General features: G+C 71.1%; 10 protein-coding genes. 4 read left to right on the top strand and 6 right to left on the bottom strand.

What is annotated here, in order from left to right; translation table 11 throughout:
• Positions 1-7 precede the first annotated feature (7 nt).
• Positions 8-544: an Rv3235 family protein gene (locus tag DVK44_RS11015; RefSeq protein ID WP_408055307.1), complete on the bottom strand. Its 537-nt coding sequence runs from the start codon at positions 542-544 to the stop codon at positions 8-10.
• A gap of 284 nt (positions 545-828) precedes the next feature.
• Between DVK44_RS11015 and DVK44_RS11010 the strand changes: the two genes are divergently transcribed.
• The 3 genes from DVK44_RS11010 to DVK44_RS11000 all read left to right on the top strand — a co-directional run bounded on the left by DVK44_RS11010 (position 829) and on the right by DVK44_RS11000 (position 7613).
• On the top strand, positions 829-1335 hold the full coding sequence (locus DVK44_RS11010) for a DUF6912 family protein (protein WP_114659513.1): 507 nt from the start codon (positions 829-831) through the stop codon (positions 1333-1335).
• Between the two features lie 89 nt (positions 1336-1424).
• Positions 1425-2096, top strand: a complete 672-nt coding sequence (locus DVK44_RS11005; RefSeq protein WP_114659512.1) for an HAD family hydrolase — start codon at positions 1425-1427, stop codon at positions 2094-2096.
• A 483-nt stretch (positions 2097-2579) separates the two neighbouring features.
• The gene (locus DVK44_RS11000) at positions 2580-7613 is read left to right on the top strand and encodes an NAD-glutamate dehydrogenase (RefSeq protein ID WP_114659511.1); all 5034 of its coding nucleotides are present in this window, start codon (positions 2580-2582) and stop codon (positions 7611-7613) included.
• Between the two features lie 92 nt (positions 7614-7705).
• Here the strand turns inward: DVK44_RS11000 and DVK44_RS10995 are convergent, their stop codons facing one another.
• Complete coding sequence (locus DVK44_RS10995) at positions 7706-8539, bottom strand: ABC transporter ATP-binding protein (RefSeq protein WP_114659510.1); 834 nt, start codon at positions 8537-8539, stop codon at positions 7706-7708.
• Complete coding sequence (locus tag DVK44_RS10990) at positions 8532-9479, bottom strand: ABC transporter permease (RefSeq protein ID WP_114659509.1); 948 nt, start codon at positions 9477-9479, stop codon at positions 8532-8534. Before DVK44_RS10990 ends, DVK44_RS10995 begins: the two co-directional genes overlap by 8 nt.
• A 180-nt stretch (positions 9480-9659) precedes the next feature.
• Between DVK44_RS10990 and DVK44_RS10985 the strand changes: the two genes are divergently transcribed.
• Positions 9660-10283 (top strand): TetR/AcrR family transcriptional regulator, encoded by a 624-nt coding sequence (locus DVK44_RS10985; RefSeq protein WP_228447081.1) that lies wholly within the window; start codon positions 9660-9662, stop codon positions 10281-10283.
• A 142-nt stretch (positions 10284-10425) separates the two neighbouring features.
• On the opposite strand, the gene DVK44_RS10980 is transcribed toward DVK44_RS10985, so the two are convergent.
• From DVK44_RS10980 to DVK44_RS10970, 3 genes are read right to left on the bottom strand one after another with little or no spacing between them, the layout of a single operon-like run.
• A complete protein-coding gene (locus DVK44_RS10980; protein WP_114659507.1) occupies positions 10426-11340 on the bottom strand; it encodes a carbohydrate ABC transporter permease in 915 nt (304 codons plus the stop codon).
• Positions 11337-12731 carry a carbohydrate ABC transporter permease gene (locus DVK44_RS10975; RefSeq protein WP_114659506.1) on the bottom strand — a complete coding sequence of 465 codons (1395 nt, stop codon included), beginning with the start codon at positions 12729-12731 and terminating at the stop codon, positions 11337-11339. The genes DVK44_RS10980 and DVK44_RS10975 overlap by 4 nt, the downstream gene beginning before the upstream one ends.
• Before the next feature lie 4 nt (positions 12732-12735).
• The gene (locus DVK44_RS10970; protein ID WP_114659505.1) at positions 12736-14190 is read right to left on the bottom strand and encodes an ABC transporter substrate-binding protein; all 1455 of its coding nucleotides are present in this window, start codon (positions 14188-14190) and stop codon (positions 12736-12738) included.
• Positions 14191-14373: the final 183 nt, after the last annotated feature.

Genomic DNA, 14373 nt, shown 5'->3' with positions numbered 1-14373 from the left:
GCCGGGCTCAGGGGCCCGTGGGGAGCCGTTCACCGCCCAGCTCCACCGCCGCGCAGCGCCAGCGGAGATCGGGGCTCAGCTCAAGACGGAAGGCCATGGCCCGCACCTGCTCGCCCGCGGCGATGCTGGCGGACGCCTCGACCACGCCCCGGCAGGGCTGGAAGCCGCGGCAGGTACGGACCACCGGGCGGGTGCCACGGGCTCTGAGCGGGGTGCCGGGCGCGAGACGGACCAGCTGCTCGTACGCCTCGCCGACGGTCAGGCCGAGCATGTAGTGCACCGGGCGGTGGCCGCTGAGGACGGCGAGCAGGCGTTCCGCGAAGAGTTCGTGCGGCGGGAGGTGCCGGCCGCGCCGCCGCTGCGCCGGTACGGTGCCGGGCCGGCGCTGGTCGCGGCGGCCGGGCGGCCTGGTCGCCGCCGGTCCGGCCGCGGCGGCGACGTTCCGGGCCGCCGCGCGGTCGGCGGCGAGGCCGGACGCGGTGGGCGGCGCCGGGTGCGCCGCCCGTCCCGGAGCGCCGGTGGCGGGAGTTCCGGTCCTGTTCATGTGCACGCAGATCGCCCCCGTTCTGCCCGTCCGGTTCGATACCGGTCGGTAACTTTTGTTGGGGGATCTTTTACGTTCCCCCGGGGGCGGGCCGCAAGGCGCCGCCGGGCCGGGATGAACGGACCGGAGAGTCACCTATCAGGGTGACCCGATGGCGGTCCCGGCGCCGATCGCGAGGTGGCGCGCGGTTCGTGGTGGACAGCCGGGGGCGTATCGGGCATCACCCCGAAGAGGGACTCCGCACGTATCCTTGGGGGCTCTCCTCCTACGAAAGCGGCCAGCCAATGCGCGTCTACGTCCCCCTGACCCTTCCCGGTCTCGCAGAGGCGCACAAGACCGGCGAACTGGGGCCGGGGCCGGTGATCGCCTACGCGGTGACCCCCGGGCTGCGCGAGTGGTACGTCTCCGACGACATCGAGGAGCTGGAGTACGCCGCGCTCAGCCGGGCCGCTGGCGGCTCGCTCCGGCTGCTGGCCGCCGACCCGGACGCCGGGCGCCGCCGGGTCGTCGTCGCGGCCGACGTACCCGACCGGGACGCGGTGGCCGACCCGGACCGCGGGCCGGACTCGGCCGGGCTCGGCGAGGTGCGGATCGCCTCTGCGATCGCGCTGGCCAAGGCGGCGGCGGTGCACGTCGATTCCGACGACGCGGAAGCCGATGTGTCGGCCGCCGCGGCGGCGCTGGGCGCCGCGGACCACGGGGACGACGACGCCCGCTTCACGGTGGACGGCGCGGAGGACCACGAACTGCTCTGGTACGGCGTCCAGGAGATCCCGAACCTCATCGCCTGAGCACACCGCCCCGGCACGCCCGCCCCGGCCGCCCGTGCGCGCCCGCTCGCGCCGGGCCGTTGTCAGACCCTCCGGGTACCGTTCTGGGCATGGGGAAGCAGAACACGCATCTGGTCTGGGACTGGAACGGCACGATCCTCGACGACATCCAGGCCGTCATCGGGGCGACCAACGCCGCGTTCGCGGAAGCGGGGCTCGAACCGATCAGCCTGGAGCGCTACCGCGAGCTGTACTGCGTTCCGGTGCCCAAGTTCTACGAGCGGCTGATGGGCCGGCTGCCGAGCGACGCCGAGTGGGTCGTCATGGACGAGGTCTTCCACCGGCACTACACGGCCCGCCGCGTGGACTGCGGGCTGACGGTGGGCGCCGAGGAGCTGCTCGCCCGGTGGGCCCTGGAGGGCGGCACCCAGTCGCTGCTGAGCCTGTACGGGCACGCGGAGCTGGTCCCGGTGGTGAAGGGGTACGGCATCGACCGCCACTTCGTCCGGATCGACGGGCGTACGGGTCCCTCCGGCGGCGGCAAGGCCGAGCACATGGAGCGCCATCTGGCCGCGCTGGCCGCCGCCGGTGAGATATCCCCCGGGCGCACGGTGGTGATCGGCGACGCGGTCGACGACGCGATGGCGGCGGCGCACGTCGGCGCGCGGGCCGTGCTGTACACCGGGGGCTCGCACAGCCGGGCCGCGCTGGAGGCCGTCGGCGTTCCGGTCGTCGACAGCCTCGCGGAGGCGGTCGCCGTGGCGGGAGACCTGACGTCCTGATGGCCTGACCCCAGGGTGAGCCCGGGCCGGGCGTTCGGGCGTCCTGAGTGGCTGAGGGGCCGGCCGGCCTGAGCGCCGTACGCGCGTGCCGTCGCGCGCGCTCTGTCCGGTCCGGCCAACTCGGGGGCCGCCTTTGTACATAAGCGGTCCATGACATGCCCCCGGTGGAGAGCGATAGCCTTGTGTCCGTGATCAGCGCGATAAGCCGTGGGGGCAGCGAAGCCCCCGCCCCGCGCCCGGAGCGCCACCGCGCCCGGGCGGCCGCTGGTCACCCGGAGTGCCGCGGCCTCGCCGCCGTCGTGAGCCGGCCGGGACGTGCGCGACACGCCCCCGGACCGGGCCGGCAGCCAGAATTCGCCAATAAGGCCCCGGACATCTCTCATGGCGGCATAACGTCGACTCAGACCGGAAACCCCGCGTCGTGGCGTTGTGTCGCTTCCTTCACCTACGTCACGCAACGGCGCGCGACAGGAGCCAGAGGACATGCACACCAAGCTGGACGAAGCCAAGGCCGAGCTGCTCGAACAGGCGGCCCTGGCCGCTGAGAGCGGACCGGCGGGGGGTACGTGGGGTCCCGGGCACAGCCCCGGCCCGGACGGCGCCCCGGCCGGGCACCGCACCGCCGACCACGGGGACGGCCCCGGCGGTCCAGGCGGTCCGGGTGGCCAGGACGCCCTTCTGGCCTACCTCCAGCGCTACTACCTGCACACCGCTCCCGAGGATCTCGCGGGCCGCGATCCGCTCGACATCGCCGGCGCCGCGCTCTCCCACTACCGCCTCGCCGCGCACCGTCCCCAGGGGACCGCGAGCGTGCGCGTGCACACCCCGACGGTCGAGGAGAACGGCTGGACGTGCAGCCACTCCGTCGTGGAGGTCGTCACCGACGACATGCCCTTCCTGGTCGACTCCGTCACCAACGAGCTGTCCCGGCAGAACCGCGGCATCCACGCGGTCATCCACCCGCAGGTCGTCGTCCGCCGCGATGTCACCGGCAAGCTGATCGAGGTGCTCCCCGAGGGGACGGCCACCGCGGCCGAGCGCCCGCACGACGCGGTCACCGAGTCCTGGATCCATGTCGAGGTCGACCGCGAGACCGAGCGCGCCGACCTCAAGCAGATCACCGCCGACCTGCTGCGCGTCCTGTCCGACGTCCGCGAGACCGTCGAGGACTGGGAGAAGATGCGCAACGCCGCGCTGCGCATCGCCGAGGAGCTGCCCGGCGAGCCCACCGCCGACGATCTGCGCGACCAGGAGGTCGAGGAGGCGCGGGAGCTGCTGCGCTGGCTCGCCGCCGACCACTTCACCTTCCTGGGCTACCGCGAGTACCAACTCACCGACAGCGACGCCCTGTCCGCCGTGCCCGGCACCGGGCTCGGCGTGCTGCGCTCCGACCCCGTCCACGCCGCGGCCGACGACGACCACCCGGTCAGCCCCTCCTTCAGCCGGCTGCCCGCCGACGCCCGCGCCAAGGCCCGTGAGCACAAGCTGCTCGTCCTCACCAAGGCCAACAGCCGCGCCACCGTCCACCGGCCCAGCTACCTCGACTACGTCGGGGTCAAGAAGTTCGACGCCAAGGGCAATGTCATCGGGGAGCGGCGCTTCCTCGGGCTGTTCTCCTCGGCCGCGTACACCGAGTCCGTACGCCGCGTCCCGGTGATCCGGCGCAAGGTCGCCGAGGTGCTGAAGGGCGCGGGCTTCTCGCCCGACAGCCACGACGGCCGCGACCTGCTCCAGATCCTGGAGACGTACCCGCGCGACGAGCTGTTCCAGACCCCCGTCGACGAACTCCGCTCGATCGTCACCAGCGTGCTCTACCTCCAGGAGCGCCGCCGGCTGCGGCTCTACCTCCGGCAGGACGAGTACGGGCGCTACTACTCGGCCCTCGTCTACCTGCCGCGCGACCGCTACACCACCGGTGTCCGGCTGCGGCTCGTGGACATCCTGAAGGAGGAGCTGGGCGGCACCAGCGTCGACTTCACCGCCTGGAACACAGAATCGGTTCTCTCTCGGCTCCACTTCGTGGTCCGCGTCCCCCGGGGCACCGAGCTGGTCAAGCTCACCGACGCCGACACGGACCGGATCGAGGCCCGGCTCGTCGCCGCCGCCCGCTCCTGGGCCGACGCCTTCGGCGAGGCGCTGAACGCCGAGTGCGGCGAGGAGCGCGCGGCCGAGCTGCTGCGCCGGTACGGCGGCGGCTTCCCCGAGGGGTACAAGGCCGACCACACCCCGCGCGCCGCCGTGGCCGACCTGGCCCATCTGGAGGCGCTCGACAAGTCGACGTCGGACTTCTCGCTCTCCCTGTACGAGCCGGTCGGCGCGGGCCCCGGCGAGCGGCGCTTCAAGATCTACCGTTCGGGCGAGCAGGTCTCCCTCTCCGCCGTTCTCCCCGTGCTCCAGCGCCTGGGCGTCGAGGTCGTGGACGAGCGCCCGTACGAGCTGCGCTGCGCGGACCGTACGACCTCCTGGATCTACGACTTCGGCCTGCGGCTGCCGCAGGGCGGCGGGTCCGGGGGCGGCGACTATCTGACGGAGGACGACCGCGAGCGCTTCCAGAACGCGTTCGCCGCGGTCTGGACCGGAGCCGCGGAGAACGACGGCTTCAACTCGCTCGTCCTGCGGGCCGGTCTGGACTGGCGGCAGGCGATGGTGCTTCGCGCGTACGCCAAGTACCTGCGCCAGTCGGGCTCGACGTTCAGCCAGGAGTACATGGAGGACACCCTCCGCGACAACGTCCACACCACCCGGCTGCTGATCTCCCTCTTCGAGGCCCGGATGTCGCCGGAGCGGCAGAACGCCGGCATCGAGCTGACCGAGGCGATGCTGGAGGAGCTGGACGGGGCCCTCGACCAGGTCGCGAGCCTCGACGAGGACCGCATCCTGCGCTCCTTCCTCACCCTCATCAAGGCCACTCTGCGGACGAACTTCTTCCAGCACCGGAGCGGCAGCGGCAGCGGGTTCCACGACTACGTGTCGATGAAGTTCGACCCGCAGGCCATCCCCGATCTGCCCGCGCCCCGTCCCGCGTACGAGATCTGGGTGTACTCGCCGCGTGTCGAGGGTGTCCATCTGCGCTTCGGCAAGGTCGCGCGCGGCGGGCTGCGCTGGTCGGACCGGCGCGAGGACTTCCGTACGGAGATCCTCGGCCTGGTCAAGGCGCAGATGGTCAAGAACACGGTGATCGTGCCGGTCGGCGCCAAGGGCGGCTTCGTCGCCAAGCAGCTGCCCGATCCGGCCGCCGACCGGGACGCCTGGCTCGCCGAGGGCATCGCCTCGTACAAGGTCTTCATCTCGGCGCTGCTGGACATCACGGACAACATGGTCGCGGGCGAGGTCGTGCCCCCCGCCGATGTGGTGCGGCACGACGGCGAGGACACCTATCTGGTCGTCGCCGCCGACAAGGGCACCGCCAGCTTCTCCGACATCGCCAACGACGTCGCGCTCTCCTACGACTTCTGGCTCGGGGACGCCTTCGCCTCCGGCGGCAGCGCGGGCTACGACCACAAGGGCATGGGCATCACGGCCCGCGGCGCCTGGGAGTCCGTCAAGCGGCACTTCCGCGAGCTGGGCCACGACACCCAGACCGAGGACTTCACCGTCGTCGGCGTCGGGGACATGTCCGGCGACGTGTTCGGCAACGGGATGCTGCTCTCCGAGCACATCCGGCTCGTCGCGGCCTTCGACCACCGCCACATCTTCCTCGACCCGCACCCCGAGGCGGCCACCTCGTACGCCGAGCGCCGCCGGCTCTTCGAGCTGCCGCGCTCGTCGTGGGCCGACTACGACAAGGGGCTGCTCTCGCAGGGCGGCGGGATCCACCCCCGTACCGCCAAGTCGATCCCGGTCAACGCGCATGTGCGCGAGGCCCTCGGGATCGAGCCGGGCGTCACGAAGCTGACGCCCGCCGAGCTGATGAAGGCGATCCTCCAGGCCCCGGTGGACCTGCTGTGGAACGGCGGCATCGGTACGTACGTCAAGGCGTCCACCGAGACGGACGCCGACGTCGGCGACAAGGCCAACGACGCGATCCGCGTCAACGGCGAGGATCTGCGCGTCAAGGTCGTCGGCGAGGGCGGCAACCTGGGGCTGACCCAGCTCGGCCGGATCGAGTTCGCCCGGCGCGGCGGCGCCGACGGCGAGGGCGGCAAGGTCAACACGGACGCCATCGACAACAGCGCGGGCGTGGACACCTCCGACCACGAGGTGAACATCAAGATCCTGCTCAACGGGCTGGTCACGGACGGCGACATGACCGTCAAGCAGCGCAACACGCTGCTCGCCGAGATGACCGACGAGGTCGGCGCGCTCGTGCTGCGCAACAACTACGCGCAGAACACGGCGCTCGGCAACGCCGGTTCGCAGGCGCCCTCGCTGCTCCACGCGCACCAGCGCTTCATGCGCCGGCTGGCGCGGGACGGGCACCTCAACAGGGCGCTGGAGTTCCTCCCGTCCGACCGGCAGATCCGCGAACTGCTCGCCACCGGCAAGGGCCTGTCCCAGCCGGAGCTGGCCGTACTGCTCGCCTACACCAAGATCACGACGGCCGACGAGCTGATCCACACGGGCCTGCCCGACGACCCGTATCTGCGCAAGCTGCTGCACGCCTACTTCCCGCGGCAGCTGCGGGAGCGCTTCGCCGAGCAGATCGACGGACACGCGCTGCGCCGCGAGATCATCACGACGGTGCTGGTCAACGACACGGTCAACGCGGGCGGTTCGACCTTCCTGCACCGGCTGCGCGAGGAGACCGGCGCATCGGTCGAGGAGATCGTACGGGCGCAGACCGCGGCCCGGGAGATCTTCGGGCTGAACGCGGTCTGGGACGCCGTCGAGGCGCTCGACAACCGTGTTCCGGCCGAGGTGCAGACCCGGATCAGGCTGCACAGCCGCCGGCTGGTGGAGCGCGGTACGCGCTGGCTGCTGGGCAACCGGCCGCAGCCGCTGGAGATCGCCGGGACCATCGAGTTCTTCGCCGCGGGCGTGGAGCGGGTCTGGGCGCAGCTGCCGACGATGCTGCGCGGCGCCGAGCTGGAGTGGTACCAGGGCATCCTGGCCGAGCTGACCGGCGCGGGGGTCCCGGAGGAGCTGGCGCTGCGGGTGGCCGGGTTCTCGTCGGCCTTCCCGGCGCTGGACGTCGTGGCGATCGCGGACCGTACGGACCAGGACCCGCTCGCCGTCGCCGAGGTGTACTACGACCTCGGTGACCGGCTGCGGATCACCCGGCTGATGGACCGGATCATCGAGCTGCCGCGGGCCGACCGCTGGCAGTCCATGGCCCGCGCCTCCATCCGCGAGGACCTGTACGCGGCGCACGCGGCGCTGACGGCGGATGTGCTGGCGGTGGGCGACGGCGACTCGACGCCCGAGGAGCGGTTCAAGGCGTGGGAGGAGAAGAACGCGGCGATCCTGGGCCGGTCGCGCGCCACGCTGGACGAGATCCAGGGGTCGGACACCTTCGACCTGGCGAATCTGTCGGTGGCGATGCGGACGATGCGGACGCTGCTGCGGACGCGCAGCTGACGCGCAGCTGACGCGTAGGTGAGGGGGAGATGGCGGGCGTCCGGCTCCTGGTGAGCCGGACGCCCGCCGTCGTTCGTTTCTCCGTCGTCCGTTCAGGACTTCTTCTTGGCGTCTTTCCCCTTGCCGGTGAACTCGTCGTACGCCGCGACGACATCCTCCGCGGGACCGTCCATCCGCAGCGTCCCCGACTCCAGCCAGATCGCCCGGTCGCAGGTCTCCAGGATGGACTGGTTGCTGTGGCTGACGAGGAAGACCGTCCCGGCGTGCTCGCGCAGTTCGGCGATCCGGCGCTGGCTGCGGCGCTGGAACTTCGCGTCGCCGGTGGAGAGCGCCTCGTCGATCAGCAGTACGTCATGGCTCTTGGCGGCGGCGATCGAGAACCGCAGCCGGGCGCCCATCCCGGAGGAGTACGTGCGCATCGGCAGCGAGATGAAGTCGCCCTTCTCGTTGATCCCGGAGAACTCCACGATGTCGTCGTAGCGGGTACGGACCTGCTCGCGCGACATGCCCATGGCCAGGCCGCCGAGGATGACATTGCGCTCGCCGGTCAGATCGGCCATCAGCGCCGCGTTGACGCCGAGCAGCGAGGGCTGGCCCCGGGTGAACACCCGGCCCTCGGTGGGCGGCAGCAGCCCGGCGATGGCCTTGAGCAGGGTGGACTTGCCGGAGCCGTTCGAGCCGATGAGACCGATGGCCTCGCCCTTGTACGCGGCGAAGCTGACGCCCTTGACCGCGTGCACCTCGCGCACACCGGGCGCCGCCCGGCGCGAGACGATCCGGCTGAGGGCGGAGGTGGCGCTGCCCCGGCCGCCCTTGGTGCCGTGGACCTTGTAGGTGATGTGGACGCCGTCGACGACGACGGTGGGGGTGGGTTCGGCGCTGTCGGGCGCGGGGGCGGGTGTGGGGGTGGTTCCGGGCTCAGCCACGTCCGTACTCCTCCTCGGCCTGCCAGAAGAACAGGAATCCGCCGACGCCCGCGAGCAGGGCCCAGCCGAGCGCCACGGCCCAGATGTGCGGGGGCAGTTGGGCGGCGGTGAAGCTGTCGACAAGCGCGAAGCGCATCAGGTCGATATAGACGGCGGCCGGATTGCACTCCAGGGCCAGCGTGACGAAGTGGGGCAGATGGTCGCTGCTCGTCACCTTGTCCACGCTCCACATCACCCCTGAGACATACATCCAGGTGCGCAGCAGGAACGGCATCAGCTGGGAGATGTCCGGGGTCCTGGCGGCGAGCCGCGCCACGATCAGCGAGACGCCGGTGTTGAACAGCGACTGGAGCAGCAGCGCGGGGACGGCGAGCAGCCAGCTGGGTGAGGGGTACTGGCCGAGGCAGACCAGGATCACGACGAGCGCGCCCATCGAGAACAGCAGCTGCTGGAGCTGCTGGAGGGCGAGCCCGATCGGCAGGGCGGCGCGCGGGAAGTGCAGGGCGCGGACGAGGCCGAGATTGCCGGAGATCGCGCGGGTGCCCGCCATGATCGAGCTGGAGGTGAAGGTCCAGATGAACACGCCCGTGACCAGGAACGGGATGAAGTCGTCGACCCCGCGCCTGGTGTCGAGCAGGACGCCGAAGATGAAGTAGTAGACCGCCGCGTTGAGCAGCGGGGTCATGATCTGCCAGATCTGGCCGAGTTTGGCCTGGCTGTACTGGGCGGTCAGCCGCGCGGTGGCGAACGCGGTGATGAAGTGGCGCCGCGACCAGAGCCGGCCGATGTACTGGGGCAGGGGCGGGCGCGCGCCGCTCACGGTCAGACCGTGGCGGAGGGCCAGGGCGCTGAGGTCGGTCCCGGCGGTGCCGGCGGAACCAGGGGCCCCGGCGGTGGATCGCGGGGCCTGGGTGGGGGGCGGGGCGGTCGTCTGGCTCACGGGTGTCGCTTTCGGGAGGCAACAGAGGCAAACAGAGGCGATGGAGGCAACGGGGCAGCGGGGTGCATGGGGCGCCGAAGCGCCGGGACGGGTCCGTATCGTCGTAACGACAAGGTAGGCCGGAGTACGTCGCAACGCAACCGTGTCGTCGTGACGTCGATGCCGCTATGCTCGGCGGTGATGACTACGGAATCCCGCCCCCCGGCCGACCCCCGCACCGCTCGCCGTGTCCCGGCGGGTGCCGCCGTGCTCCGGGAGGACGTGACCGACGCCATCCGCGCGGCCGTCTTCGAGGAGCTGGCGGCGGTCGGGTTCGCCCGGATGTCCATCGAGGGCATCGCGCGCCGGGCCGGGGTCGGCAAGACCGCCGTCTACCGCCGCTGGAAGTCCAAGCTGGCGCTCGTACTCGACCTGGTCTCGGCCTTCGCGACGCGGGGGCTGCCGGCGCCCGCGACCGGTTCGCTGTACGGGGATGTGCGCGCCCTGCTCGAAGTGGCCTCGCACGCCCTGCGCCACCCGGTCGCCTCGCAGGTCATCCCGGATCTGCTGGTGGAGGCGGCCCGGCACCCGGAGATCTCCGACGCGATCAAGGCGGCGCTGCTGGACGGACAGCAGGGCATCGCCGCCGTGATCGTCCGCGAGGCGGTGGAGCGCGGTGAACTCCCCGAGGGCACGGACCCCGACCGCGCGCTCGATCTGATCATCGGACCGCTCTACTGGCGGCTTGTGGTCGTACGGGGCGATCTGCCCAAGGGGTACCTCGACGACCTGGCGGCATCGGCGGTCGGCGCGCTCACGAAGTAGACGGGCGCGCACCAAAAGGGCGGGCGACGCGTAAGAAACGGGCGCGTACCAAAAGCGTGGGCGCGTACGGAACGAGCGGGCGCACACCGGCGCCCGCTCGTCCTGCTCGTACCCCTTGTGGCCCTTGTGGCCCGTCCGGGCGTTACTTCACCGCGCCCGCCATCACCCCGGACACGAACTGCCGCTGGAACGCGAAGAACACCGCCAGCGGGATGATCATCGACACGAACGCGCCGGGCGCGAGCACATCGATGTTGTTGCCGAACTGCCGTACCTGCTGCTGGAGCGCGACCGTGATCGGCGGGTTCTTGGAGTCCGCGAAGATCAGCGCGACCAGCATGTCGTTCCAGACCCAGAGGAACTGGAAGATGCCCAGCGAGGCGATCGCGGGCCCGCCCAGCGGCATCACGACCCGGGTGAACAGCCGCAGTTCGCCCGCCCCGTCGAGCCGCGCGGCCTCCAGCAGCTCCCTCGGGATCTCCGCGAAGAAGTTCCGCAGCAGGAAGATCGCGAAGGGCAGCCCGAAGGAGACATGGAAGATGATCACGCCGAAGGTTGTCTCAAAAATGCCGATGGCGCCGAAGAGTTTCGCCACCGGTACCAGCGCCACCTGTACGGGCACCACCAGCAGCGCCACGACCCCCAGGAACCACCAGTCGCGGCCCGGGAAGTCGAGCCAGGCGAAGGCGTACGCGGCGAGGGAGCCGATCACCACCACGAGGACCGTCGACGGGACGGTGATCATGACGGTGGAGAGCAGCGAGTTGGTGATCGTGCCGTTCTCCAGCAGCCGCGTGTAGTTGTCAGCGGTGAGCTGCGCGGGGGCCGTGAAGACCTTCCACCAGCCGCTCGCGTTGATGTCGGAGGGCGCGCGCAGCGACGAGATCAGCAGGCCGATGGCCGGCATCAGCCAGAACAGACCGACCAGGACCAGGAAGACCCGCACCGCGCCGCCGCCCGCGCGGGCGGCGATCCGGCTGCCGAGGGACGGCCTGGCCTTGGCCGGAGCCTTGGCCGGGGCGTCCGCGACGTCCGGAGTGGTCGTCAGAGGAGTCATCGACGGCTCTCTTTCCGCATGCGCCGGATGTTGAACAGCATCACCGGCAGCACCAGCAGCAGCATCAGTACGGCGATGGCGCTGCCGACCCCGAGATCCGCGTCCGTGCCGAACGACGAGCGGTAGAGCTGGAGCGCCAGCACATTCGCGGCGGCCTCCGAGGAGTCCGGTGTGATGATCATGACCAGGTCGAAGATCTTCAGCACATTGATCATCAGCGTGACCATGACGACCGCGAGGACCGGCGCCAGCAGCGGCACGGTGATCCGGCGGAAGACCTGCCACTCCGTCGCGCCGTCCACCCGCGCGGCCTCCATCAGCTCCCGGGGCACGCTCGCCAGCCCCGCCGCGATCAGCACCATCGCGAACCCGGCCCACATCCACAGATAACTGCCGATGATCGCCGGGGTGATCAGGGACGGACCGAGCCAGGTCACGCCGTTGTACGGCTCCTTGAAGTTGGCGCCGGGCAGCCGGAGCAGGGCCCCGTCCGCCGCCGCCGGGAGGCTGAACGTACCGTCGGCGCGTGCCGTGGTGGCGGCCACGACCTTTCCGTCCTTCACCGCCTCCACCTTGAGCCCCTTGAGTCCCAGCTCCGCGGCGTCGATGACATTGGGTTTTCCGCCGCCGCCCGGGGTGAAGTCCAGCCAGGCCGTGCCGGTGACCCGGCCCGCCTCCGGCGCCGCCTCCTTCGCCGGGCGCGCGTCGGACGGCATCTTGGCGGGGGCGACCCCGACCAGCGGCAGCAGGGCCCGCGTACCGGCGCGCGCCGGTTCCTTGGTGACGAACGCGCCGTCGTCGTCCGCCGTCGCCTCCAGGGGATGGACCGGCAGCGGGTGCGCCCGCGGATAGCCGGCCGCGTCGCTGAAGGTGTCGTGCACACCGACCACCACCGCGTTGGCGACGCCGCGGGCCGGGTCCTGCTCGTACACCAGCCGGAAGATGATGCCCGCGGCGAGCATGGAGATGGCCATCGGCATGAAGACGACCAGCTTGAAGGCCGTGCCCCAGCTGACCCGTTCGGTCAGTACGGCGAAGATCAGGCCGAGCGCGGTCGCCAGGGTCGGCGCCACGACCACCCAGATCGCGTTGTTCTTGACGGCGGTCAGGATCGTGTCGTCGGTGAACAGCTCCACATAGTTGCCGAACCCGGCGAAGCCGGTGCCCGCCTTGTCGAAGAACGACCGGTAGACGGAGAACCCGATGGGATAGACGACGAGCGCGCCGAGCAGCACGAGCGCGGGCAGCAGGAAGGCCGCCGCGACGATCTTGCGGGTGCCGGTCACGCTTTTGCGCGTACGGGAAGCGGGGGGCGGCGGCGCGGGCGCCGGTACGGGCGCGGACGCCGGTACCGGCGCGGACGCGGCGCCCCCCGTGGTCGGTGAGGTCACCCCGTCAGCTCTTGTACGCCTTGGCCGCGGCCGATTCCAGCTGCCGCTGGATCCCCGCGATGTCCTTCGGGTTCTTCAGGAAGTCCTGGAGGGCCTTCCACTCGCCCTTGCCGGGCGTACCGCCGAACGACTGCGGCATCTGGTCCGACATGTCGAAGCGGACGTCGTCGCCCGCCGCGATCAGCGCCTTGGCGATGTCGCGCTGGACGTCGTTCGGATACGCGGCGAGGTCCAGGGACTTGTTCGGCGAGAGGAAACCGCCCGACTCCGCCCAGATCTTCGCGGCGTCCACCGAGGCCAGGAAGGTCAGCAGCGCCTGCGCGCCCTTGGTGTCCTTCAGCGCCACGGCCGCGTCGCCGCCCGTGACCACCGGCGAGTCGGAGCCGACCGCGGGGAACGGGAAGACCTTCGCGTCCGTACCGATCTCGGCGTCGGTCTCCGCGATGTTGACGCTGACGAAGTCGCCCTCGAAGACCATCGCGCCCTTGGGCTGTTCACCGCCGGTGAAGGTCTGCGTGACGGACGCCGGGAACTCCGTCTGGAGCGCGCCGTCCGTGCCGCCGGCGATCAGGCTCGGCTTGCCGAAGAGCTGGCCGAGCGTGGTCAGCGCGTCCTTCACGGACGGGTCGGTCCACTTGATCTCGTGCTTCGCCAGCTGGTCGTACTTCTCCGGGCCCGCCTGCGACAGATAGATGTTCTCGAACCAGTCGGTGAGGGTCCAGCCGTCGGCGCCGCCGACCGAGACCGGGGTGACCCCGGAGGCGGAGATGGTCTCGGCGGTCTCCAGGAACTCCGGCCAGGTCTTCGGCACGGTGGCGCCCGCGTTCTCGAACGCGGCGTTGTTGTACCAGATCAGCGACTTGTTGGCGGCCTTGAAGTACACGCCGTACTGCTCGCCGTCCACGGCGCCGAGATCCTGCCAGCCCTGGTCGTAGTTCTTCGCCAGCTGGGCCTTCGCCTCGGCGCCGACCGGCTTGGCCCACTTCTTCTCGACGGCCTGCTGGATCGCGCCGACCTGGGGGAGCAGCGCCACATCGGGCGGACTGCCACCCGCGATCTTCGTGCCCAGGAAGTTGACGATGGGGTCCTGCGCGGGGACAAAGGTGACCGTCGCGCCGGTGCGCTTCTCGAACTCGGTCAGCACCTTCGTGAAGTTCTTCTGCTCGGATCCGGTCCATACGGCCGCGACCTGGATCTTCTCCCCGTCCAGCTTGGGGAGTTCGACCGAGACGGCCGACGGATCGGCCGAACCGCCCCCCGATCCCGAGCCCTTGCCGTCACCGGAGCCGCCCGAGTCGCCGCAGCCGGTCAGGGCGAGCGACAGGGCGCCGACGGCGACGAGCGCCACGGCGGCCCGGCGCGTGACCGGCCCCGGCCCGCCGTCCCGGGCGCCGCCCCGGCCGGCCCCCGGACCTCTCCCGATGCCATGTGCCTTGCCCGCTTCGCGCGTTGTGCCCATTACTCCCCGTCTCTTCCCGTGTGCGTACGGTCTACGCGTACGGGCGCGGCGGTGCGGCCGTGACGTGGCGGCGCTGCTCGCGTCCCGTGCGCATAGTCCTACGCCGGGTGACCTGGGGCCGCAATACCGTTCTCGGCCTCAACTCTCGGATCGTGATGGCCTCGTGACGTGCCGGTACGGACG

This window comes from Streptomyces paludis, from assembly GCF_003344965.1.
GTDB classification, from domain to species: domain Bacteria; phylum Actinomycetota; class Actinomycetes; order Streptomycetales; family Streptomycetaceae; genus Streptomyces; species Streptomyces paludis.
The sequence above is the reverse complement of the archived record's forward strand: the minus strand, read 5'-3'. Positions and strand labels throughout refer to the sequence as shown.